This window comes from Acetobacter sacchari (assembly GCF_017377715.1).
In the GTDB taxonomy this organism is placed as follows: domain Bacteria; phylum Pseudomonadota; class Alphaproteobacteria; order Acetobacterales; family Acetobacteraceae; genus Acetobacter; species Acetobacter sacchari.
Genome location: NZ_JAFVMF010000001.1, coordinates 305,827 through 330,119, shown reverse-complemented (window position 1 = coordinate 330,119; position 24,293 = coordinate 305,827). Strand labels below are relative to the sequence as shown.

Sequence of the window (24,293 nt, the reverse complement as noted above, 5' to 3'; positions counted from 1 at the left end):
GCGTCAACCCGCCGACAGACGGGCCTCGATGCAATCCCAAAGAACCCCCGCTGGGTTGACGCCGTCGAACCGGGCCAACTCCTGCAGGCCCGTCGGCGACGTAACGTTGATCTCTGTCAGCCAGTCGCCAATCACGTCGATGCCGACAAAGACCAGCCCCTTCTCCCGGAGCATCGGGCCGATCGTCTCACATATTTCACGGTCGCGCGGGGTCAGGTCGACCTTCTGGGCAACGCCGCCCACATGCATGTTGGACCGAGCCTCGCCTTCCGCCGGGACGCGATTGATGGCGCCAATAGGCTTCCCATCCGCCAAAATGATTCGCTTGTCGCCAGCCCGTACAGCCGGTTCGTAACGCTGGATCATCAGCGGCTCGCGAGAACGGGCGAAATGCATTTCCAGCAAAGCGTTGAGATTCTGGTCGTCTTCGCGAATGCGGAAAACGCCGCTACCTCCGTTGCCGAACAGCGGCTTGACTATGATGTCTCTCCATCTGGCGCGAAACGCGCGAATCTCAGCTACGTCCCATGTGACAAGAGTCGGGGGCATCAGTTCCGGGTAATGCGTGACCAGCAGCTTCTCAGGTGAATCACGCACCGAACGCGGATCATTCACGACCAGCGCACGCCCTGGGCCGGTTCCATGAATATGCTCGAGCAAATGCGTCGCGGTGATGTACGCCATGTCGAATGGCGGATCCTGACGCATCAGGATCACGTCCATGTCGCCCAGATCACGACGTACAGCGGCGCCAAAACGCGCGTGATCGCCCTTTTCCCGCTGCACGCTGACCGGTCGCACGCTCGCCGTGACGCGGCTCGTCCGCCCACGCCCCGGAGTATGGGCGCCTTCCGTCAATGCAAGCGACTCAACACCATAGACAAAAAGATTATAGCCCCGGGCCTGTGCCTCAAGCATCAGGGCGAATGTCGAATCACCGTTGATGTCGATCCCCTCGAGGGGGTCCATCTGCACCCCGACGTCAAGCTTACGGGCCATAGCCGAATTTCCTCCATTGAGCGGTCGACACTAGAACAGTTTCGTCCCGCCGAAAACGCTCAGCCCTGTGGCGGCGGGTAGGAAATCTCCAGCAGCTCCAGTCGCTCGGGCCCGCGCGGCGTGTTCAGAACCACCTCATCCCCAACGCCATGCCCGAGCAACGCACGCGCGACCGGCGCCAGCAGGCTGACCTGCCGCTGAGAAGAATCCGCCTCATCGGCGCCGACGATAGTCACGGTGGTTTCCCGGTCGCTCTCATCGACATACAGCACCGTGGCGCCGAAAAACACGCGATCCCGCCTGGTCTGGGTCGCAGGATCGACCGCAATGGCGTTTTCGACACGCTGCGTGAGAAACCGAATGCGCCTGTCAATCTCACGAAGCCGCTTCTTGCCGTAGATATAGTCGCCGTTCTCGGAGCGATCGCCATTGCCTGCCGCCCACGACACGATTTCGACCACGGACGGACGCTCCTGCTTTAACAGACGCGTAAGTTCCGCCCGCATCGTCTGCAAGCCATCCGGCGTCACGTAGCGCGCCAGTTCGGCGCCAACGTCGGGCGTTGCGGCAGTCATATGCCCAGGTTTCTCACATCAACGCCCGACGTCAGCCGATCGCCTGCTCGCTGATCGCCGTGTCCATCTCCAGAAAGCTGGGCATGTAATGCACGGGGATGTCCTTTCTACCGATCTCGACACTGACCTGCGGGGCGTTGCCCTGAAGATGAGCCACGAATACCACGCGAATGAGATCGTAGTAACTGGCCTCTTCTTCGGCGACGCTGCGCATACGTGTCGCAATTGGCCCCACGATCCCATAAGCCAGCAGCACGCCGAGAAAAGTTCCAACCAGAGCGCCCGCAATCATTTCACCAAGCACCTCTGGCGGCTTGGTGATCGAACCCATCGTCTTGATCACGCCCAGCACTGCGGCGACAATGCCCAGAGCAGGCAACGCGTCAGCGAGCTGCTGCATGCCATGCGAAATATGCGTTTCTTCTTTCAGGTTTTTCGCCAACTCACGCGTCATGACGTCGTCGATCTGAAATGCGTCGTCCATATTCATGCTCATCATCCGCAGATAATCGCAGATCATGTCGCGTGCGCGTTCATTGTCACGAATCTTGGGATAGGCAGCGAAAGCGGTGCTCTCTGTCGGCGTTTCGATGTGACTTTCCAGCGCCATCAGACCCTGCGACTGCGCCAGACGCGTGAAGAAGAACAGCAGGCCGAGCAAATCCATATAATCGCGCTTGCCATAGCTCGGCCCTTTCAGCGCGGATTTGAACGCAGCCGGCACATGCTTCAGGTCGCCCATGGAATTGGCCATGATAAACGTGCCAATTCCGGCGCCAAGAATTGTAAGCAGTTCAAAAGGCATCGACGCCAGAAGCGGCGCGATGGCCCCACCCGACGCCACAAACGATCCGAACACGCACAGCAGCAGAAAAACGAGGCCGCCGATCACCAGCATTTACTGAAATCCCACTCTTGAACGCCGTTTCTGTTTGAAGAAGAAACCATTCGCATCATTTGACGGCGCCCACGTTAGAGGCTGCCGCCGACGTACCTACGCTTTCTGGCGCCGGATGATCGCGATGAAGGATAAGCACCACGCGGCGATTTTCCGGCGCGCCAGGATCGTCGGGACGCGCTAGGTCATGGTCTCCGACGCCGACCACCTCTCTGAGCCTCTGGTCCGGAAAACCATTGTCCGTCAGAATTTGCCGCGCCGAGTCCGCCCGCGCGCCAGACAGTGTCCAGTTCGACATTTTGCGCCCGCGATAGAGCGCGCCATCCGCATATCCATAGACAGAGAGCTTCTCAGGCAAAGCCGTCAGATACGGGGCGATGACACGCAACAAAGCGACCGCGCGGTCGGTCAACCGCGCCGAACCGTTATCGAACATCGATTTGCGATCAGATTCACTCAGCTCGATCTTCAACCCGGCAGGAATAACGGCGACGGCGACCTGCCCCGCATCCGCCGCCACCGTCGGCGTCCGGGCAAGCACCCGCTTTAATTGATCCGCCCCCGCCTCCAGAGCCCTCTGCTCCGCTCTGGCCGCATCCGCCTCTCCAACCGCAATCGATGGTCCTGCCCGGTCACCGCCGACTGGCACGATGCGCAGGATCGCTGGTGGCGCGAGTGTCTGGCGACCCAGACTGCGGTCAGGGAAGGACGGCTGCGGCGCGACCATCGCTCCGCGCTCCTCATGTGCAGGGCCGGAGCCTGCGTCACTGCGTCCGGGAACAGCTCCGGGCTCGGGCCCGAATCCCCCGACGCGCCCCGGCTCGGACACCGCGATCACACCAAGCGATTTACTCGCCGCAGCACGGAGACTCGCTGCGCCTGCCGCGCCGGACGCACTGGCGCTTCCTGCACTCGCTGCGCTGCCTGCGCTTCGGCTTTCAGCGCTTGTCGCCGTCTGCTTGTTGTCAGATGAGGACGCGTTTGTCGGGGTGTCCTGCGGCTGAACCTGCAAGGCGGGCGAGCCGCTATTGGCCATCGGGTTGAAGAAATTGGCGATGCCACGACGCCGCTGTTCGGTCGTGGCGTTGATCAGCCACATGACAAGGAAGAACGCCATCATCGCGGTCACGAAATCGGCGTAGGCGATCTTCCAAGCACCGCCGTGGTGTCCGGCGCCCCCGCCGCCGCCGCGACGCACGATGATCGTCGGCCCCTTGTTATGTCCGTTCCGTTTCGCCATCCGCTCCCACGCCTCCGCCGACATGCTGGCGGGCGCAGCTTAAGGGCGGCTTAACGGGCGGGCGGAAGGCGGTAGAAACCCGCCTGCGAACATGACAGGCGGTAAAGAACGTAGCGTTCAGCCTCGACGCCGCGTCGTGCGCGGATCACCGTCACCACCGTTTCCGCCCCGCGCATCCACCCCGCGTTCCCGGGCGGATCACGACGAGCGTTATGCAGCAGATAACCATCGCCCGCGCATGCAACAGGGTGAAGACCAAAATATGTCCAGCGATCGTCCGCCCCCGCTACGACGCGTCCCGGAAGACGCAACGCAAGTTCCGAAGCCAGCCCATAATCGTCGGCGGCGACGAAAGCCGCGCCTGCCGTCCGCGCATCGACGTCCTGCACGAAAGCAGGCCACCCGCCACCTTGCCGCAACGCGACGTCGAGATGGCGCCCCAGGGGAAACACTGAAGTCAGCGCCTGAAGGATCACCAGCACGCTTAACGCTACGCCCGTGAACGCGGCGACGAACCGCCAGCGGACATCGACCCGGGCGGCCAACACGGCGAAAACGGGATATATGATGACCGGCCAGTTCGCCTGCACCCGATCGCCAAGCGCGTGCTGCGCAAACACCGCCAGCGGGACGCCAACCAGACATAGCAGCAGCCTGTCGGCCGCATCGCGCCGACGCGACGCATTCCATACGCCTACGACGAACAGGGCGAAAATCGCAGGCGTCGCAAGGCCGACCTGTCCGCCGAGCAGTTCCCCCAGAAACTGCGCCGCGCGCGCGGGCCGCCAGTCCGCCGCCCGCCCGCCCTGCCTGACGAAACTCGCCCAACCATGTGTCGCGTTCCACCAGAAGACCGGCGCAGTCAAAACTGCTCCCGTGACGGCCGCCAACCACGGCCATGGCCGCGCAAGCCTGCGTCGTCCCTCTTTCGTGAGCACCAGCCATACCGCAAGACCCGCCGCAGGCAGGGCCATCGTGTACTTGCTGTCGAAGCCAAGCCCGACAGCCGCGCAGACGGCGAGCCACCACATCGACGAACCACCTGATGACACGCGCGCCAGGGCCAACAGAAAGAGCGCCACGAAAAATAGCAGCGGCGTGTCCGGGGTCATCGTCACAGACCCGACGCCCAGCGCCAGAGTCGCGTTCAGGAGAACGCCCGCCATGATCGCGCGGGCATTCTCCCGCCCGTCTGGCTGCGCGAGGCGAAACAGATCACGCGCAGCAGCGACAATCATGACTGTGCCAGCCGCCGTCGCCAGCGGAGCCAGCACCCGAATCCCGAAAGCATTGTCGCCGAAAAGATCTGTGCCCGCCCGTATCCACAAGGCGACCATCGGCGGATGATCGAGGTATCCGCCCTGCAGTCCCCGCGACCAGACCCAGTAATAGGCCTCGTCAGGCGTCACCGGCAGAAACGCAGCCACGATAAGGCGCAGTATGGTTGCCACAGCCAGCCAGACCGCAGGCGAGCGAACCGTCTGGCGGATTTTCACGACGGCTTCCGACTTCTCTTGCAGCCGACTTCCAGCCGCGCAGTCGTCACCTCGGGCGCCATATCAGGGTCGACGACACGGCATAGTTCCACACGACGCCGATCACTGCGCCCGCAGCGCTCGCCTGCCCCCAGCCGTCCCCGCCCGCGCGGAAAAGTTGCGCTATGCCGATATTCGCCCAGGCACCAACTGACGAGACCAATAGAAACGCTACGAAACCACCGAAAAGACGCGGACCACGCAGGCGTCGATCGCGATAGGTGAAGGTGTTGTCGAGCCAGAAATTCGCCAGAATGGCGGCGACGGTGCCTATGGTCTGGGCGACCTCGAAATCCGCGCCCCCAACACGCATGACGTTCATGACGATCAGATTCACCGCAACGCCGATCGCGCCCACACAGGCGAATGTCAGGAACCGCACCGGCAGCCAGCCACGAAACAGCTTGTCCAGCAACAGCCCCGCGAACTGCAGCAGGACCAGCACGTCCAGTTTACTTTCGCCTGCGACGCGTGGGCGGAACACGCAGGGGATTTCCTCGACCCTGATTTTTTCTGGAGCGGACATGATCAGATCCATCAGGATCTTGAAGCCCTGCCCTGACAATCGCGGCGCGATGCGCTGAAACAGCGTCCGACGCAGCGCGAAGAAACCGCTCATCGGGTCCCCGACCTTCACCGGCAGCACCATCTGCGCCAGACGGATGCCGCCATCGGACAGGGCGTGCCGCCAGACATTCGCTAAACCGCTGTTGTCGCCGCCCTCCACATGGCGGCTTCCGACCGCGATGTCGCAACGCCCTTCACTCAGAGCGTCAATCAACGCGGGCAATCGCGATTCGTCGTGCTGCAGGTCGCCGTCCATGACGGCGACGTAGCGAGCTGACGAAGACAGCGCCCCTTCGATCACCGCCGAAGACAAGCCGCGCCGCCCGATACGGCTGATTCCACGTACGCGCCAGTTCTCTTCCGAAAGCGCGCGGACCTCGTCGATCGTACCATCGGGTGAATCGTCGTCGACGAACACCACTTCCCAGTCGCGCCCCTCAAGCGCAACGGTCAGCGCGTCCACCAGAGGCCGGACGTTCGCCACCTCTTTGTAACACGGCACAACGACTGTGATCTCCGGGCCGCCGTGACGCTCCGCATCTGTCTCGGTAGCGAAATACGTTCTGTTTTCGAGCCCGCCTGAGCGTCCGGCGGCCTTCGGCGTCACAGTCTCTACCGTCATAACGCGGCCTCGTTCAGATCTGCCGGTCTCGCAGGTTGAGACAGGCTGGTGCGAATCGTATGAAGCGTCTGAACACGCGCGACATGCGGCGCTTCGGTCAGACGGCGCGTCAACCGGTTCTCATGCGCCGTATCCCGAGCCACCAGATGAACAAGGAAATCAACGCCGCCACGAAGCATGTGACACTCGCAAGCTTCCGGCCATGCGGCGATCATCTCCTCGAACTGCAACAGGATTGCTTCCTTCTGACTGTCGAGTCCGATCAGGGCGAACATCGTGATCGGCCACCCCAAAGCCTGCGGATCAGTGTCGGCGCGGTACCCGCGTATGACGCCTTCTTCCTCCAGCCTGCGGACGCGGCGCAGGCATGGCGGCGCCGAGATGCCGACGCGGCGCGCAAGCTCCACGTTCGTCATCCGCCCGTCCGCCTGAAGTTCGGCCACGATCCGCCGGTCGACCGCATCCAGTTCCGTCACAAGATTCCGCCTTTTCACGCACGGTTTGGCGGCGGGTATAGGACGAACGACGCTGCTTGCGCAAAGCCGTCTTCAGTGACGGCGCAGATGACCCGACTGTGACGGCGCGCAAATCCGGCGCGACTTGCCGGGACGTTCTCACGCCGCCATATGTAACTCACAGTCACTTCGTCGGCGCCCGGCGGCGTATCCGCCAAGCCGCACGCAGACGCCCACGGATAATCGACCCCATGAACGAACCCGTCACGACCGACCTTTTAATCATCGGCGCCGGTCCCGCCGGTTATACCGCCGCGATCTACGCGGCCCGCGCCAACCTCAAACCGGTTCTGGTCGCAGGCCTGCAACCCGGCGGCCAGCTGATGATCACGACCGACGTGGAGAATTATCCCGGTTTCGCCTCCGCGATTCAGGGACCGTGGCTGATGGAGCAGATGGCGGCGCAGGCGGAGCATGTCGGAGCCGAGATCGTGCATGACATCGTGACCGAGGTGGAATTTCGCCACGGCGGCCCGTTCCGCGTCACGCTCGACGGCGGCGACGTCATGCACGCCCGCAGCGTCATCATCGCCACAGGCGCGCAGGCGAAATGGCTCGGTCTGCCCAGTGAAAAGCGCCTGCAGGGCGCCGGGGTGTCGGCATGCGCGACCTGTGACGGGTTCTTCTTCAGGGGCAAGAAAGTCGCCGTTATCGGTGGCGGCAACACAGCCGTGGAAGAAGCCCTTTACCTGACGCACCACGCGGAACACGTGACGCTGATCCATCGTCGCGATTCACTGCGCGCGGAAAAGATTCTGCAGGACCGCCTGCACGCCAACCCGAAGATTTCCGTAGTCTGGAACTCGGTCGTAGCAGACATCCTTCATGACGGAACGCCGCCCGCGGTGACCGGCGTGCGTCTGTGCGACACGCTGACCGAAACGATGTCGACCATCGACGTCGACGGCGTGTTCGTCGCCATCGGCCACTCCCCCAACACCGCGCTGTTTCACGATCAGCTCATGCTCGACGACGAGGGCTATATCATTACCCAGCCCGGCTCGACGCGCACCTCCATCCCCGGCGTCTTCGCGGCGGGCGACGTGCAGGACAAGATCTATCGCCAGGCCGTCACGGCGGCAGGCTCGGGATGCATGGCGGCTCTCGACGCCGAGCGGTTCCTCTCCGGAATCGCCGCAGTCTGAAATCGTTACGCCTGCGGGTTGCAAACGCTTGACCTGAACCGCCGATTCCTGCACGAGAACGACAGGCATCGTGTTTTCGGGCGTCCGGCGCGCAGGCGACCCGCGTCCAGACAGGGAGACAGATGTGGACTGGGATAAACTAAGAATTTTCCACGCGGTCGCAGAGGCCGGGTCATTCACTCACGCGGGGGAAGTTCTGAACCTCAGCCAGTCCGCCGTATCCCGGCAGATTTCCGCGCTTGAGGATGTGCTTCAGGTTCCGCTGTTTCACAGGCACGCGCGTGGACTGATCCTGACCGAGCAGGGCGAGACGCTCAACCAGACCGTCCGCGAGGTTTTCTCCAAGCTGGAAATGACCCAGACTCTCCTGACAGAGAGCAAGGAAAAAGCAGCCGGAAGGCTTCGCGTCACCACGACGACCGGCTTCGGAAGCTGCTGGCTCATGCCGCGCCTGCACCGTTTCATGGAGCAGAATCCCGAGATCGCCATCACCATGATCCTCGAGGATAACGACCTCGATCTCGGCATGCGGGAGGCAGACGTCGCAGTACGCATGCACGCGCCCCGTCAACCGGATCTGATCCAGCGTCATCTCGCCGACTTCCCGCTGCCGGTATACGCCGCGCCGTCCTACATCGAATCTTACGGTATGCCGACGTCGCTCGACGATCTGGCGACGCACAAGCTGGTGGCGTTTGGCGGCTACCATCCTCCGGTGCCTCATATAAACTGGCTGCTCGAAGCCGGCCTGAACGACGGCACCCGCCGCGCTGCGCGCCTTGAGGTCAACAGCATGGCCGCCATGGCGGACGCCATCGCCTCCGGGCTCGGCATCGGGTCCATCCCCGGCTACGCGGCGGCGGAGTACCCACACCTCGTCAAAATCCTTCCGGACATACAGCACCCGGCGGTGGAGGCGTTTTTCGTTTACCCTGAAGAGCTGCGCAGTTCGAAGCGCGTCGCCGTCTTTCGCGACTTTCTCACCAGCGAAATGGGCCTGCGCGGTTAAAGGAGCCCCGGTGGGGCCTGCGTCCCACCTCCCCTTCGGCTCAACTCACTATCCGGTTTTTTCAAACTCCGGAAACAGACACGCTCAGAAGCATTTGTCAGGCACGCCTTCCGATCCGGACGTTTTTGAAATACGGAGCGGTAAAGGCGTATCCTTTCATGGATACCTCTCCGTTCACGGTCGGCCGCCGTAACGGTCGGAGAATCAGCCCGCGCCGAAATCGAACGCGACTGCACGCTTCGGGAGCCCCCGCATTTGAACCTGTGCCGCATTTTCATTCTTCGGCCGGTCGCGACGACTCTGATGGCCTTGGCGTTCCTCGTCTCCGGCGCTTTGGCCTACAGGTTAATGCCGATCGCCGATCTGCCGAATATTTCGGTGCCGGTCATCTACGTGATAGCGAACCAGCAGGGCAGTTCGCCGCAACAGATGGCGAGCGCCGTGACGACGCCGCTGGAGCGGCGGCTGGGGACCATCGCCGGACTGACGCAGATGACGTCCGACACGACGGACAAATCATCGTTCCTGCTACTCTTCTTTGACGATAATCGGGATATCGACGGCGCCGCCCGCGACGTTCAGGCCGCGTTGCAGGCGGCGCGGCAGGACATGCCGAGCACGCTCATCGACAATCCGCAATATTACAAGGCCAACCCAAGCGACAATCCGATCATCATCGCCGCCCTGACCTCCGACACGCGTCCGCTGATCAAACTCCGCGACTTCGCCGAAACGCGACTTATGCCGCAACTCGCGGGTATTCGCGGCGTCGGCTGGGTGCAGACGGAGGGCGTCGCAAAGCCGTCCGTCCGGGTCGAAATGAACCCCTACGCACTTTACAAGTTCGGACTCGGTTTTGAGGACATCCGTTCCGCGCTGGCGTCGGCGAACGCCAACACGCCGAAGGGCTTCATCGACGCCGGTGGCCTTCGCATGACGCTCGCCACCAACGATCAGGCGCGAGAGGCGGCGCAATATCGCGACCTCGTCGTCGGGTATCGCAACAACCGTCCGATCCGCCTGACCGATATCGCAACAGTCAGCGACGGGCCGCAGAACGAACGCCAGGCCGCATGGTTCGACGGCCAACCCGCCGTTATCGCCATCATCCGCCCTCAACCGGGCGCGAACGTTATCGAGGTCACGGACCAGATCAAGGCCCACGCGCCGATGTTGCAGAGCGTGCTGCCCGGCGACGTGAAGCTCACATTGCTCGATGACATGTCGAAGAGCATCCGTTCAGCGCTGGCCGACACACAACTGACGTTGCTGATCTCCGTGGCTCTGGTCGTCATCGTCGTGCTCGCCTTCCTGCGTTCATGGCGTTCGACGCTCATACCTGCCGTCACCGTACCGGTGTCGCTGGCTGGCTCCATCGCGATCATGCATCTGCTCGGATTCTCGCTCGACACTCTGTCGCTGATGGCGCTGACCATCGCGACCGGCTTCGTCGTGGACGACGCCATCGTCGTCGTCGAAAACATCGCCCGTCACATGGAAGACGGCATGGATCGAATGGAAGCCGCGATTCTCGGATCGCGAGAAATATCCTTCACCGTGCTGTCGATCACCATCTCGCTCATCGCGGTGTTCCTGCCGTTGCTGCTGCTGAGTGGCACGGCTGGCAAGATATTCTTCGAATTCGCGATGACGCTGGCGACCGCAGTCTCAATCTCACTGCTACTCTCGCTCAGCCTTACGCCAATGATGTGCGCATACCTCCTTGAGGTGCACCATGGCGGCCCGGCGCAGCAGGGTTCAGGTCTGGCGCGGTTGGCGCATCTCGCGTTCGACGCAGTGGAGAGCACGCTGAACGCGATGGTCGGCCTCTACATGCGCTCGCTCGACCGCACGCTTCGCCACCGCTGGCTGGTGCTTGCTTCTCTCCCGCTGAGTCTGGTGGCGACGGTCGCCGTCATCATCGTGATGCCAAAAACCATCCTGCCCGCCGAAGACATCGCGCTGCTCTCCGCCTACCTACATGCGGACGAAACCAGCTCCTTCTCGTCAGTGTCGACAAAGACCCGCGCCGTGGTCGACGCCATGATGACGGACCGGCAGGTTACGTCGGTCGTCGCGTTCACGGGAGACGACGCCGCGAACGAGGCCGAAGCCTTCTCCGAGCTGACTGACAAATCCACGCGCAGCGAAACCCCGGAAACGATCGCTGCGCGCGTTCAGAAACGCGTCGCCGACATTGCCGGGCTGGACGCGCATATTTCCAACTCCGGCGACGTGAACGGCGGCGGCGGACGCCAGCACAGGGGCAATTACAACTATGTCTTCCACGGAGAGAACGCAGACGACGTCTACGTCTGGGTGCCCCGACTGGCGGAAGCATTGCGCAACAACGCGATCCTCAAGGACGTCAGCACCGACATCCAGAACACTGGCGCTTCGGTTCATGTGAATATCGATCGCGACAACGCCGCGCGGCGCCTGATCACCCCCCAGTTGATCGGCAACGCGCTTGAGGACGCTTACGGCCAACGGACGGCGTCCAGTATTTCGACGCCGCTTACGACCTATTATGTCGTCATGGAAGCTGCGGCGCGTTACCGTCAGAGCCCCGACATCCTCAACAGTATGTGGGTTTCAACCTCTGGCGGCACGGCAGGCGGCGGCACGGTGTCGAACTCGATACGCGTTAAACTCCCCGACACCACGGAATCCAAGCAGGCCTCGCTTAGCCAGCAATCTTTCCGCAATCAGATCGCCAACCGACTGGCGGGCGGAAACGGCGCCTCAAACGGGTCGGCAGTCTCGTCGTCCTCCGAAACAATGGTGCCGCTCACGACCGTCGCATCTTTATCGTATTTGCCGACGCCGCTGAGCATCAGCCACACCGACAGCTTCGTGTCGGGGACGGTCTCGTTCAACCTGCCTAAAGGCAAGGGAATCAGCGATGCGGAAACCGAGATCAAGCGCGTGCGGACCCTCATTCACATGCCTGCTGAAATTCAGGGCGGCTTCACCGGCCGGGCGGCGGATTTCAACAAGACGCTGATCAACGAGCTCCTTGTCTTCATCGCCGCCCTGGCGACGATGTACGTGACGTTGGGCGTGCTTTACGAAAGCTACGTCCATCCATTGACGATCCTGTCCACGCTGCCTTCGGCCGCGATTGGGGCAGTGCTCGCTTTATGGGTCACGGGCCAGTCCTTCTCGCTGATCGCCATGATCGGCGTGATCCTGCTGATCGGCATCGTCAAGAAGAACGCGATCCTGATGATCGACTTTGCGCTGCAAGCCGAGCGTGAGGGCGGCATGACCCCGCAGGCGGCGATCCGCGAAGCCTGCCACAAACGGTTTCGACCAATCCTGATGACGACGCTCGCCGCCGCTCTCGGCGCGGTTCCACTGGTGCTGGGCAACGGATATGGCGCGGAACTGCGACGCCCTCTCGGGATCGCCGTGGTGGGCGGCCTTACCATGAGTCAGTTGCTGACACTGTATTCGACGCCCGCCGTTTATCTACTGATGGAAGGTTTGAGACGGCGCGTCGCCGGACTATGGCGGAAACGCGACGGTGGAACGAGGACACTGCGTTCCAAACCTGCTTAACGCGCTTTCTGTATAGATTTATAATTTTTTTTAACACAATTGGCGGATGCAGCCCAATACCTTAAGTTTACTACGTAGGTGTGAATATAGAGGCGTGACGCCGCGTTGACGGCGGCGCTCCATGTTTGCTTTACATTCTACAGCCACATGACGGAAGAGAAGAACGCCCTATGTTAAAGTGCTGCAAAACGTCCTCCAAGAACGGCGAGAACACCACCGGCCGCCGTTGCTGCAGGAAAGTTCTGGGGCTTGTCGCCGCCGGAGCCGCTGTCTTCTTTTTTCTAAAAAAACGCAGCAAAGAGTAACCAGAAAACGCGCAGGTCGGATGGCCCAGCCCATCAAGCTGGTTGATTATCCGACCTGATCGCGCCAACGCTTTCGACTGAGCGATGCGGCGTGGAAAACTTATGCAGTCCTTTGCAAAATATTCTGAATTACAATACCGCTGCGGTGCAGCAGCGCTGCGTGTCTGCGTAGGCCACCGGGATCACTGTTTGTATTTAAAAATTTTCTTAATAAATCTTTGCCTTGCTCCCATGCGCAAACGACGCGCCAAAGAAATCCAGAGAGTGAGCAATGACCACTCAAACGCATTTCTGCTTCGATTGAGCTGACCCAGCCGGCGCCTGCATTCCCTGCACCATTACAAAAAATTTGCTATTTATCGACAACTTCAATGACATATCCCGAAAAAGGAAATAATTTATCGAATTAAACATGACGCGCAGCATTATTTATTGAATATTTTAGAAAAAATACACAAAATAAAAACAGAAACCGACAGTAATCAATCACACACGCACGATAAAAAACAAAAATATGTAATCCGTAACCCCAAAAATATCCACCCTCTACCATTTATTCGTAATTTTTCAGACAATACGCAAGTCGTAACTGACTGTCACATCGAATCTGTCTCTGCGAGAGATATCAAAAAACTCTCCGACATAAGCAAAATTTTACACCGACAGCGCAGCAAAATTCCTTTTCGTTTCAAATTCGCGGCATGCAGTCAGAAGAAAATCAGCGGTTGAAGTCATCCAAAAAACTGTTCAACCCATAGAACAATCACCCTTCAGTGGCGGTTTGATCATGTTTTTTCGCTTCATACGGTGTAAATTCGGATATCGCAGAACAGAAAAAGTATCTCGAAAAACTTTCACAAACGGTATTGCGGTGAAAGCGCGCTGCGATTATTTGTCAACCGTTCGATTCCACGTTTTCCCCAAAAACTGATGGCTCTTCTGACCGAAGAGCCAAGTCATCCGAACGTAACGGAGTTTTTCATGACTGAGATAAAGCAGGGCTCCCCCCTTCTTGACCTGACTGCACAGATCGTTTCCGCGCATGTTTCGAACAATACTTTTGCGTCGGAAGCTTTGCCTGCCCTTATCCGCGACGTATACACAGCTCTTGAGGCCGCCGGTCAGGCCGCGCCGGAGCCCGAGAAGCTGCAGCCCGCCGTTCCCATCAAGCGTTCGGTATTCCCAGATTACATCGTCTGCCTTGAAGACGGAAAAAAACTCAAGATGCTGAAGCGGCATCTTCAGAGCGCCTACGGCATGACCCCCGAGCAATACCGTGAGCGTTGGGGCCTGCCCACCGACTATCCGATGGTCGCGCCGAATTACGCCGAGCGCCGTTCGACACTCGCTCGCGAGATCGGCCTTGGCCGCAAGATCAGCGCGGCGACCAGTGCGCCTGCGGCGAGTGTCAGCGAGGACGACGAGGCGGTCGCTCCGCGCAAACGCGGGCGCAAGCCTCAGTCGCCAGGCTAAACAGCAGCCTTGACGGTCCAGGCGCTCTTAAACGAGCGTCCGGATCACGCGTTGTGTACAGAAACTGGAGTAAATGGTTCGTATGACCGAGGATGTCGATGCAGCCGTGGTCAGCGCCCTTTATCGGCGTCGTCTTCGGCTGTGGCGCGGGGCGTCTGTCGCGGCGTTCAGCGTCGCGCTACTTGTCGCAGGCGTCTCCGTCCACCGACATGCATCGCCGCTCGGCCCGCATCTGGCGCGTCTCAAGGTCCACGGTACGATAGGCTCCGACGTGTCGCTTATGACGCGCGCGCTGAAAACCGCGGAAAAAGACAGTTCCATAAAGGGGCTTTTACTCGATATCGACAGTCCAGGGGGCGCCGTCACGGGGGGAGAGGCGCTTCACGACGCTGTCGAACGTTTCGCTAAAATGAAGCCTGTCGTCGTGACCATGGGGGGAATGGGCGCGTCGGCAGGTTACATGATTGCCGTTCCCGCAAAACGCATCTTCGCCCAGCGGGGCACGTTGACCGGTTCAATCGGCGTTCTGATGCAATCGCCGGATGTGTCCAGCCTTCTGGACAAGGTGGGCGTCTCGGTGGACGAACTCGTGTCCGGTCCGCTCAAAGGACAACCGTCAATGGTTAAACCCCTCTCTCCTGAGGGCCGAACCATGCTTCAGGGGGTGGTGAACAACCTGTTTGAACAGTTTGTGACCATGGTGGCTACCGGGCGACATATGCCGGAAGAAAAAGTGAAAGCACTCGCGGATGGACGGCCCTACACTGGCCAGCAGGCTCTTGCTCTCGGCCTGATCGATAGCCTCGGTGACGAAGACGACGCCAAAGCGTCCCTTGCCAAGCTGTGCGCGCTTCCAGAAGATGCAAAAATTGAGACAATCGGCGAGAAGTCGAAACAGTTCTCTCTCCGCCACCGCCTGCTCGGTATGATCGGCGGCTCCTTCGCCACACTTTTCGGTTTCGGCGCCGAAGAATTGCTGCAAAACGAAACGCTTGGCATTGACGGCCCCGTTGCGATCTGGAAACCTTAGCCCCCATCGAGAGGGACGCGATGACCAGATCCGAACTCGTGGCCGAGATTGCTGCGGAAAATCCGCATCTTCTTCTTAAAGACGTTGAGCTGATCGTCCACACCATCTTCAACGAGATTGGCGGAGCTCTTGCGCGCGGCGATCGCGTCGAGCTTAGAGGCTTTGGCGCGTTCACAGTGAAGAAACGCAACGCACGCGCCGGTCGCAACCCCCGCACTGGCGACACTGTCGCTGTAGACGAGAAAGTGGTGCCGTTTTTTAAGGCGGGCAAAGAACTCCGCGAACGGGTCAATACCGGAGGCCTGCCCAAGAAAGAAGGCTGACCCGATAGCCTGACGTCGGCGGATGGCGCTTTTTTTGACCGCGCCTTGGTCTGTTTAGCGTAAAGTGCTCACCTGCCCCCGTCAGGAATAATAAAAATATAGACAGGGCGCACCGCTCGTCATTACCTCATGATCGATTTGAGACATGGGATTATGATTCGTCCATCACGCCTGACCCTCTGGACCGCTCCGCTGCTCCACCGACCGCACGGCCGGCGGATGATAGCCCCGCTCCATGATCCGGCGCGGGCGATGCCTGCCGTCGCAGTTTGCGCCATTTTGTGGCTGACTGTCAGCGTCGCAGCCGCTCACACCACAGCACGCACGCGCGCCGCGCACACTCATACCAAGAAACACCACTTCATGCTGCGGGGGTGCCTTTCTGCAGGCGCGGTGATTCCCGCCCATAACCGATCCATGCGTCCGATCGGCCATGGCGGGCGACTTTTCGCCCCAGTTGGTCACGCGATGTATTACACTGACGCCAAGGGGCGGTGTATGCCGGGAAAACACGCCCGACATCGAGGATAATATTGACGCGTAATTATCGCTGCCTGACTGTCAGGCGCACTCGCAGCCAAAAAAAGATTCTGTTACCCTGAATTCGGTAGGCCGCCAGCCTCCTCTTTGAACCGCACGGGTTTCTGAGCGCGTCATGTACGGCCAGTTCCTGCGGCGCAAATCTTACCTTGCAGGATACTCAGCGGACTTTCCGTTTCGCGCATGGAGAATGAAACGCAATGCTTGATTCCCCCGAACTGAAGCCGTTGACCGAGCAGACGTCACCGACGCCTGGTTCCGGCGTCACTGTCGTTCCGGTCATCCTTTCGGGAGGATCAGGAACGCGTCTCTGGCCGATGTCGCGCGCCAGCTTTCCCAAGCAACTTTGGCCTCTGCTGAGCGAATATTCGCTGCTTCAGGAAACGGTAGCGAGGGCCAGACAGGTCTCCCTCGCCTCACCAATCATCGTCTGTAACGAGGAGCATCGCTTCCTGATCGCCGAGCAGCTTCGGGAAGCAGGAGTCGAGCACGCACGCATTCTGCTGGAGCCCATAGGGCGCAATTCCGCCCCCGCCATCGCCGCCGCCGCGTTGCTCGTTGCAGAGACCGACCCCGGTGCGGTGCTTTGGATGATGGCGGCCGATGCAGCGATGACCAAATCCGGCGCCCTGCCTGCGGCGATGGATCTGGCCGTCGCCGGCGCGGAGCGCGGAATGGTCGTGACCTTTGGCATGCACCCGACACGCCCCGAAACCGGCTACGGTTACATCGAGACGGGCGCGCCGGTGCCCGGCGTCCCGGGCCTGTCGCAAGTCAAGGCGTTCCGGGAAAAACCGGGCGTGAAACAGGCCGAAGAGTTCATCGACTCAGGCGATTACCTCTGGAACTCCGGCATGTTCGTGTTCCGGGCTGACACCCTGATCCGTGAAATGGAGCAGCACGCGCCGAAGGTGATGGAAGGCGTCCGCGCATCCTATGCCGCCCGCGCCAGCGATCTGGATTTCGAGCGCCTTGGGGCAGATGAATTCAAGCGCGTGCCTGATATCTCGATCGACTACGCGATCGCGGAAAAGAGCGCACACGTTGCGGTCGTGCCAGCCGATCTCGGTTGGTCGGACGTCGGCAGCTGGGACGCCCTGTGGGACATCAGCGGCAAAGACTCGCACGGCAATGTCAGCATCGGCGACGTATTGATCGAAGATTCGGCGAACTGCTACGTCCGGTCCGATAAATTGCTGACGGCGGTTGCGGGCGTCGAGGACGCGATCGTAGTCGTTACGGAAGACGCCGTACTGGTCACGCATCGCGATAAGGCGCAGGATGTCAAAAAAGTCGTCGATCGTCTAAAGCGTGAGAAGCGTCCCGAGGCGGCGGTCCATAACCGCTGCTATCGCCCCTGGGGCTTCTACGAGAGCCTGATCCAGAACGACCGTTTCCAGGTGAAGCGGATCGTCGTCCAACCTGGCCAGAAGCTCTCGCTGCAGAAGCATTTCCACCGCGCGGAACACTGGGTTGTCGTCGGCGGCGTAGCGCTGGTGACTCGCGACGAGGACAAGGTTCTGGTTCGTGAGAACGAGAGCATCTACCTGCCCCAGGGCTGCATCCACCGCATGGAGAATCCCGGCAAAATCCCGTTGACGCTGATCGAGGTCCAGACCGGCTCATATCTCGGGGAAGACGACATCGTGCGTATCGAAGATAGCTACAACCGCACCTGACGTCAGACACGCCCGATTCGATAAAAGGCGGCCTTCGGGCCGCCTTTTTGCATTTAATAGTCCACGTCACACCTGGGCGGCGCCGCGCCGGACTGCGCACAAAAGTGCGTAAATCCCCCGAGATCCAAATGACGGATGCAATCCAGACAACAGCGACGACGTACCTGCTTCCCCTCACAGGGCGGAGTTCGGCGGAACGGGTCGATTTTCACAACAGTCGGCTGAGCTCGCACCAACCCTCACGATGAACATAAATGACGAACGCAGAACGCCTCTCGCCCGAAACAAGGTCGCGTGCTTACTGACATCTTTACAGTGTGGAACAATTTTCCGGACGACGAGCAGCCTCTCAGGCCACGACCGTCAGACCGAAACATATGTCCCGCTCACCTCTCCATAAATGCAAACACGGCTTTATCCGCCGGACCTGTGACATCAGGAGCAAAAGCCGCCTCCCGCCACGACGAACATGCGTTCATCGTCCCGCCATAATATCGCGAAATCATGCCCACGCCGCACCGTGATCAACGGGCGCGGCGCGACAGATCAGGAACGCCCTTCATGCCACGGCTCAGAAAATACGCTGAAACTCCTCAGGCCCGGATGCGTCTCGTAGCGTTGTCCGCCACGCTCCTCGCCACCCTGCCCGCAGCGATCAACGCGGCGCACGCACAGACGCCCGCGTTCATTCCTGACGGCAGCTATCTCTACTCCGGCCCAGACCCTTCCTACCCGCTGGTCGGTTCTCTTCAACCGGGAACCCAGGTAGCTACCTTCGGCTGCCTGTCCGGATGGGGGTGGTGCGACGTTGCAGTTGGGCCTCTGCGCGGATGGGTTCCGGGGCAGAACATTCAACTGCCTTATCAGGGGGGCATGGGGTCGCCCATGACCTATGGCGCGATGATGGGATTGCCGCTCATTTCGTTCGCGTTCGGCTCCTACTGGAACAACCACTACCGCTCGCAGCCTTGGTTTTCCGATCGTGACAGGTGGGGCGGTGGCGGTTGGGACAATCGCGGCGGACAAGGGTCCGGACGCGGCAACATGGGCGGCATGGGCGGCATGGGCGGCATGGGCCAGCATTCAGAATTCAGATCCGGATACCAGCAAGGCGGCGGAATGGGACCCGGATCGCGCGGCGGCGATCAGGGCCGCCCCCAAGGAGGAAACGATCGCGGCGAACAAGGAGGACGTGGACCGGGACAGGGGGGCGACAGGCAAGGCGGCGGGGGGCAAGGACCTGGTGGCCACGGCCCTGGCTGACATCACAGCGCAGGCGGTCTTCGAAGATTGAAAGTCGCCTGCACAGATATCCCGCCGGGTGACTCGAAACCCGACTTCCCGCCTACGGCGCTTCCACCTTCCCCGCGGAAGACGCTCGCGAATTGCTCCGGGTCATATCAGCGGGCCGGAGCCGCGACGGCAAAGTCAGACGGCACAGCGAACACGTCATCGGATTGCGCCGTTCTGGAGACGGACACGGCGTTCACTTTTACCTGCCCCTGCTGCGATACGCGCACGAGTATCCCGTCCACAGTGTAGCACGCGTCCACCGGTCGCCCATCCTGATCCGCGGTGCGCCAGAGGACGCAGCTCTGGCCAGCCGCCATGTCCGAACCCAGACGCTGAAAAGATCCCGGGGCGACCTGCCCAGGCGGCGTCAAGGCGGCACCGGGGGCTGGCATGACGCTCCGTCGGCGATGCAGCGTGTCCACGACGGCCAGAGTCCCGTCGCGCCAGGACGTGACCATGTAGACCGCCGATCCTTCCGGATCGATTCTCTGCCGCAGCGAAGAGACCTGCCAGCGCATACGCTGGCCGACCGGCTTCCCGCCATCGGGAGACGCCATTTCATACCGGACATCGACGTCAACCGACGGAGTCACGAACGGCCCTGTCGCACCGTCATCCGCAGCCAGACTACGAGAGATCGGCTCAGCCCCGCATATGACGGCCAACAGAAGCAGCACTCTCCCTCTTCGGAACGCCCGCGGCATCAACGACCTGACGCCGCGTCACCCGCTACCACGCCTGGCTGTCCGGTCACAGGCGCTACAGTCGCCGCCCCCTCCCCGGCCGCGCCAGCCGGGCCGAGCACCGGAGCGCCAGCGCCGCCTCCGGGGGCGATGCGATGACGGTGAACTTCCTGATAACCGGCGGGCGGCGAGAATACACTTTGCGGTATCGGCTCGTAACTGATCGTTTTAGCGACGAGGGCGCCGTTGATCCCGTCCGCGTCCACGCCATTCTCACGGAGGATCAGACCATCGGAAGTCACGCAAGCGGTCGCCTGCCCCCTGCCTGACGTCACTGTCCAGTCCGTGCAGTGCGTCCCCGCAATCGTCGACTCACCCTCGCGTTTGAACTGCATCGAAACATCGAGAAGGAACGGGCTGCGCACGCCGTCGCGCTGTTCGAGCTTCGTGTAGATCCTCGGCTTGTGCAGCGCGATGACCACCTCTTTGCTGGTTCGGTTGAGAATCGTTGAGCCGGAGCCGTCGGGCGAATCGATACGCTGCTGTGCGCCCTGCGCCGAAAACCAGACCTTCACACTCTGCGGCTCCTGCGAACCATCGGCGCGCACCTCGTATGTGACGACTGCGTCGCGCGTTGGCATCAGCGCAGGATGATCAGCATCCGCACGGCTCTGTCCGACGGACGCGCATACCGCCGCCAGTGCGAATCCCAACGAAAGCAGCCCCGACGCAACGGCGCGCCTCTTTGCCGCCGGCCGCCGCGACACCCCGTTCTCCGGGGGGATGTGACCCTGTATTTTCACGACGCTCCTCCCACATGTTTCAGCGCAGGCAACGCGCGGACAGACAGGAAGTCAACTGGGTAAGGATCTGGCGTCGACTTCCGGCCGGCCACCCATCGCGCGGATTTCATCGTCAACCAATCTCGGATCGAGATCTTCAAACCGCTCCCAGCAAGGCGACGCCGCCACCGCCAGCTCCAGCCGCTTCTTGTAATCGTTCGCCGGAATCTCGATCCCCCCGAAGCGCGCCAGATGCTCAGTCCCAAACTGCGTATCGAGCAGAACGAAGCCCCGCAGCCTTAGCCGCGCGACCAGATGCACGAGCGCGGTTTTGGACGCATCGGTTGCGCGGCTGAACATGCTTTCGCCGAAAAAAGCCCTGCCGATGGAAACCCCGTACAACCCGCCAGCCAGCGCGCCTTCTCGCCAGACCTCGATGCTGTGTGCGCATCCCGCCTCATGAAGCGCGCAGAACACCCTTACGATGTCCTCGTTGATCCAGGTCGATTCACGTCCCGGCGCTGGAGCTGCGCAGGCGCGCATCACCTCCTCGAACGCTCGATCAGCCGTCACCGTGAAACGGGAACCCAGAACCGTCCTTCGCAGCCTGCGCGGCAGATGGAAGGCGTCGAGCGGCATGATTCCACGTGGATCAGGGTCGTACCAGCGCAGACGCGATGAATCGGCGCCGTCGGCCATCGGAAACAGCCCGGCGGCATAGGCGCGCAACATCATCGCGGGCGTCAACGATGGCATTCGCCGCATACGCATCGCGTCTCTCACCTCCGAAGGGCGCATCCGATTGCGTCAATACCCGGGTCCGGTTTCGACCTTTCGGTTCGCAGGCAGCCCAGCAGCCGCACATCTCCGACCAGCGGGAAGCCCGATCCGCTCCAAAGTATTTTCACGAAACATCGGTTAAAGGGAAATGCCTTCAGTGAATATTTTATCCAGCGTTATCGCCCTCTGAAGCGTTTCCATCGGAACGACGAACGATTCCGGCGCATTGCCGGAGACACCGACCGCAATCCCAGCCTCCCGCCGGCTCGCAGCCTTCCCGACGACCACGAAACAGCGAACTCCTGCTTACGCTGTGTTGAGGCGACGGAAGAACCCTACATAGGGTAGCAAAGCGCCGTCGGGTTCCGCCCCCGCATATCCCGAGACCGGAGACAGTCATGTCCGCAAGCCGCCCCAGCATCGTCCGCAGCCTTCGCCTTCCGGATGCGGTCGAGGCCCGCATCGCCGCCGAATTCGACGCCCCGCCGCCGCCAGACGCGCCGTTGTCCACCGATGCGCTGCTGGAAGCCGCGCGGGAGAGAAAAGCCGTCGCCTTGCTGGTCACGCACCACACGCCGATCACGAAAGACGTCCTCGATCGTATGCCACCCGACGTAAAGCTGATCGCCACGGTCAGCGTCGGTCTCGATCACCTCGACGTAGACGCCATTCACGCGCGGGGAATCGCCCTGACGAACACGCCCGACGTGCTGACTGAGTGCAACGCAGACCTCGCGCTCTTTCTCATGCTCGCCGCCGCCCGGCGCGCGAGCGAGTATGCCGCCGTGATGCGCGGCGGTTGGGGCCGGACACTCGCCATGGACGAACTGCTCGGCCAGCGCGTGTCAGGCAAGACGCTGGGCATTATCGGCATGGGACGGATCGGACAGGCCGTCGCTCGCCGTGCGCAGGGTTTCGGCATGACCGTGCTCTACAACAACCGCCGTCGCCTTGCCCCGGAGCTGGAGCACGGCGCCACATGGGTCGCCGATTTGCGAGAGATGCTGCCGAAGACGCAGATTCTAAGTCTGCACCTGCCGGGCGGCCCTGAATCCGACTCCCTTATCAACGCCGAAACGCTGGCGCTTCTTCCCCGTGGGGCAATCTTCGTCAATGCGGCGCGCGGACGCCTTGTCGACGAGGACGCTTTGCTGGCCGCCCTTGCCTCAGGGCAAGTCGCTGCCGCCGGTCTGGACGTGTGCCGCAACGAGCCAAACCCCGACCCTCGGCTGCTCGCGGCCCCGAACGTGTACATGACCCCTCATGTGGGGAGCGCGACCGTCGAGACGCGAACGGCGATGGGCATGCTCGCGCTCGACAACGTCGTGGCGGCGGTCGCCGACGCGCCCCTGCCCTCCCCCGTCTGATCTCAGGTATTTCCATATTCCTGACGTGGCGGCATAAATCCGACAGGTTGGATTTATGCCGTCGCACTCGCGCCCGGTGAACCCGACCGGCGTTTGAGACGAAAGAAGACCACGCAATGCATATGCTTATCGTCTGCCTAATCGGTATCGTCGGGAGTCGCGTGGTCGGCCTTGTCGCGCCGCACTACGCGAACGCTGCGGACGTCGCCTGCGTCGTTTACATGATTCTGGGAATACCGGCGGCCGTGTTCACGCTACGCGAACGCGCCTGACCAACGCAAACGCCGGGACTGATTTCAAACGCCACCTCGAAACGATGTTTCACGCGAAACGTCTCGCACGCCGATGTTCCGCGCGATGATGCGTACGCAGCCTCCGAACCTTGCCCGCGCAGCCGGTTGACCGCGCGCATGAACGCACCGTCAACGGACATTCAGGAATCCGCCCGGCACAAAGGATTTCAGCCGCCCGCGCGGCTGAACGCCTGATCGCGCAACGCGAGGGCCGTTTCACGAACCGTTGGCCCGTGCTCGCGCTCAAGCCGCCGTATCGTGAAATGCGCCCGTGCAAGCGCCCTGTAATGCGCCAGGAACGCCGCGTTCAACGACGCGCCACATAACGCGCCCGCCACAGGCATCAACTGCATCGAAATCTTCTGCCCGATCGCAAGGCCGTAATGCGACGCGACCTCGGCGATCAGCATCACCACGGGGCGTCCACGCAACACCGTCCGTGCGGAGAAATAGCCAAGCTCGCTCTCCCGCCCTTCGCCAGCATTCGGGAACGCCTTGAGCGCGAACACCTCCAGACACGCCCGACGCGCGTCGGGATCAGACAAGTCCTCTCCTTCCTCGCGCGCAATGCGCGCAATCTCACGCATGATCGTCAGGGTGGTGAACCCGATATCCGGAGCGAGCCCAGCGATTCCGGCGAAGCCGCCAACAGCGCCCGACACCGCGACAGCCGCCTGCACCGCCGTCCCGCGCATGGAACGGCCGGACGACGGCGCCAGACTTTCCCCCTCGCCTGTCCGGGGCGTTGTCTCGGCCGGGCCGCCAAGTCCGAGGATCGCCATATCGAAGGCGCGGGCAATCGCGGTTTCCGCGATCCCGCGCAGCTTTTCTTGCATGTTCGGGGCCATGCCCAACCCACGCAGACCAAGCCGTGTGGCGTGGCCGACGGCGCCGCCCATCAAATCGGCGAGACGAACCAGAACGCCCCGTCCTGACTCCACCTGATCGAGCGCCCGTTCAAGCTCCGCGATCTGATTGCCCGTAAGGGCCAGCGGAGCGAGGTCGCTTCCCGTGCTGAGATTCATGTAAGTCCGTCCTGTCTCACTATGTCGCGCGCCAGAATCGATGATTCGGAG

The 24,293-nt window shown here is 61.4% G+C and carries 21 protein-coding genes; 10 read left to right on the top strand and 11 right to left on the bottom strand.

The window, feature by feature from the left end:
* Positions 1 to 3: 3 nt before the first annotated feature.
* Genes gshB through J2D73_RS01445 form a run of 7 tightly spaced genes read right to left on the bottom strand, consistent with a single transcriptional unit; the run spans position 4 to position 6,912 of the window.
* On the bottom strand, positions 4 to 999 hold the full coding sequence (gene gshB / locus J2D73_RS01475; protein ID WP_207878668.1) for a glutathione synthase: 996 nt from the start codon (positions 997 to 999) through the stop codon (positions 4 to 6).
* Positions 1,000 to 1,058: 59 nt separating this feature from the next.
* A complete protein-coding gene (gene greB / locus J2D73_RS01470) occupies positions 1,059 to 1,574 on the bottom strand; it encodes a transcription elongation factor GreB (protein ID WP_207878666.1) in 516 nt (171 codons plus the stop codon).
* Positions 1,575 to 1,605: 31 nt separating this feature from the next.
* A complete protein-coding gene (motA, locus tag J2D73_RS01465) occupies positions 1,606 to 2,472 on the bottom strand; it encodes a flagellar motor stator protein MotA (protein ID WP_207878664.1) in 867 nt (288 codons plus the stop codon).
* Between the two features lie 55 nt (positions 2,473 to 2,527).
* Positions 2,528 to 3,712, bottom strand: coding sequence for a flagellar motor protein MotB (locus J2D73_RS01460; RefSeq protein ID WP_207878662.1), 1,185 nt, complete (start codon positions 3,710 to 3,712; stop codon positions 2,528 to 2,530).
* 50 nt (positions 3,713 to 3,762) lie between these two features.
* Complete coding sequence (locus J2D73_RS01455; protein ID WP_207878660.1) at positions 3,763 to 5,208, bottom strand: glycosyltransferase family 39 protein; 1,446 nt, start codon at positions 5,206 to 5,208, stop codon at positions 3,763 to 3,765.
* A gap of 46 nt (positions 5,209 to 5,254) precedes the next feature.
* Positions 5,255 to 6,436 carry a glycosyltransferase gene (locus J2D73_RS01450; RefSeq protein WP_207878659.1) on the bottom strand — a complete coding sequence of 394 codons (1,182 nt, stop codon included), beginning with the start codon at positions 6,434 to 6,436 and terminating at the stop codon, positions 5,255 to 5,257.
* Positions 6,433 to 6,912, bottom strand: a complete 480-nt coding sequence (locus tag J2D73_RS01445) for an Lrp/AsnC family transcriptional regulator (RefSeq protein WP_086643420.1) — start codon at positions 6,910 to 6,912, stop codon at positions 6,433 to 6,435. The genes J2D73_RS01450 and J2D73_RS01445 overlap by 4 nt, the downstream gene beginning before the upstream one ends.
* 230 nt (positions 6,913 to 7,142) lie before the next feature.
* Here J2D73_RS01445 and trxB point away from each other — a divergent pair, with 230 nt between their 5' ends.
* The 8 genes from trxB (at position 7,143) to J2D73_RS01405 (ending at position 19,282) form a co-directional block, all read left to right on the top strand.
* On the top strand, positions 7,143 to 8,096 hold the full coding sequence (trxB, locus tag J2D73_RS01440) for a thioredoxin-disulfide reductase (protein WP_207878657.1): 954 nt from the start codon (positions 7,143 to 7,145) through the stop codon (positions 8,094 to 8,096).
* A 124-nt stretch (positions 8,097 to 8,220) separates the two neighbouring features.
* A complete protein-coding gene (locus tag J2D73_RS01435) occupies positions 8,221 to 9,105 on the top strand; it encodes a LysR substrate-binding domain-containing protein (protein ID WP_207878655.1) in 885 nt (294 codons plus the stop codon).
* 255 nt (positions 9,106 to 9,360) lie between these two features.
* Entirely contained in the window at positions 9,361 to 12,669 is a 3,309-nt protein-coding gene (locus J2D73_RS01430) for an efflux RND transporter permease subunit (protein ID WP_207878653.1), read from the top strand.
* 1,286 nt (positions 12,670 to 13,955) lie between these two features.
* Entirely contained in the window at positions 13,956 to 14,447 is a 492-nt protein-coding gene (locus J2D73_RS01425; protein WP_207878651.1) for a MucR family transcriptional regulator, read from the top strand.
* Between the two features lie 82 nt (positions 14,448 to 14,529).
* Positions 14,530 to 15,477: a signal peptide peptidase SppA gene (gene sppA / locus J2D73_RS01420; RefSeq protein ID WP_207878649.1), complete on the top strand. Its 948-nt coding sequence runs from the start codon at positions 14,530 to 14,532 to the stop codon at positions 15,475 to 15,477.
* A gap of 20 nt (positions 15,478 to 15,497) precedes the next feature.
* Positions 15,498 to 15,800: an integration host factor subunit beta gene (ihfB, locus tag J2D73_RS01415; RefSeq protein WP_207878647.1), complete on the top strand. Its 303-nt coding sequence runs from the start codon at positions 15,498 to 15,500 to the stop codon at positions 15,798 to 15,800.
* 740 nt (positions 15,801 to 16,540) lie between these two features.
* Positions 16,541 to 18,019, top strand: a complete 1,479-nt coding sequence (locus J2D73_RS01410) for a mannose-1-phosphate guanylyltransferase/mannose-6-phosphate isomerase (RefSeq protein ID WP_207878645.1) — start codon at positions 16,541 to 16,543, stop codon at positions 18,017 to 18,019.
* A gap of 561 nt (positions 18,020 to 18,580) precedes the next feature.
* Entirely contained in the window at positions 18,581 to 19,282 is a 702-nt protein-coding gene (locus J2D73_RS01405) for an SH3 domain-containing protein (RefSeq protein ID WP_243429521.1), read from the top strand.
* A 137-nt stretch (positions 19,283 to 19,419) separates the two neighbouring features.
* On the opposite strand, the gene J2D73_RS01400 is transcribed toward J2D73_RS01405, so the two are convergent.
* The 3 genes from J2D73_RS01400 to aat are packed head-to-tail and all read right to left on the bottom strand — an operon-like array spanning position 19,420 to position 21,542.
* Complete coding sequence (locus J2D73_RS01400) at positions 19,420 to 19,968, bottom strand: hypothetical protein (RefSeq protein ID WP_408736815.1); 549 nt, start codon at positions 19,966 to 19,968, stop codon at positions 19,420 to 19,422.
* A gap of 47 nt (positions 19,969 to 20,015) precedes the next feature.
* Positions 20,016 to 20,798: a DUF4412 domain-containing protein gene (locus tag J2D73_RS01395; protein ID WP_207878643.1), complete on the bottom strand. Its 783-nt coding sequence runs from the start codon at positions 20,796 to 20,798 to the stop codon at positions 20,016 to 20,018.
* 51 nt (positions 20,799 to 20,849) lie between these two features.
* Complete coding sequence (aat, locus tag J2D73_RS01390; protein ID WP_408736814.1) at positions 20,850 to 21,542, bottom strand: leucyl/phenylalanyl-tRNA--protein transferase; 693 nt, start codon at positions 21,540 to 21,542, stop codon at positions 20,850 to 20,852.
* A gap of 413 nt (positions 21,543 to 21,955) precedes the next feature.
* Here aat and J2D73_RS01385 point away from each other — a divergent pair, with 413 nt between their 5' ends.
* A complete protein-coding gene (locus tag J2D73_RS01385; RefSeq protein WP_207878641.1) occupies positions 21,956 to 22,924 on the top strand; it encodes a 2-hydroxyacid dehydrogenase in 969 nt (322 codons plus the stop codon).
* Positions 22,925 to 23,040: 116 nt separating this feature from the next.
* Entirely contained in the window at positions 23,041 to 23,196 is a 156-nt protein-coding gene (locus tag J2D73_RS01380) for a hypothetical protein (protein WP_158093393.1), read from the top strand.
* A gap of 188 nt (positions 23,197 to 23,384) precedes the next feature.
* Here J2D73_RS01380 and J2D73_RS01375 read toward each other — a convergent pair whose 3' ends face one another.
* Positions 23,385 to 24,242 carry an EcsC family protein gene (locus J2D73_RS01375; protein ID WP_086643430.1) on the bottom strand — a complete coding sequence of 286 codons (858 nt, stop codon included), beginning with the start codon at positions 24,240 to 24,242 and terminating at the stop codon, positions 23,385 to 23,387.
* Between the last annotated feature and the right edge of the window lie 51 nt (positions 24,243 to 24,293).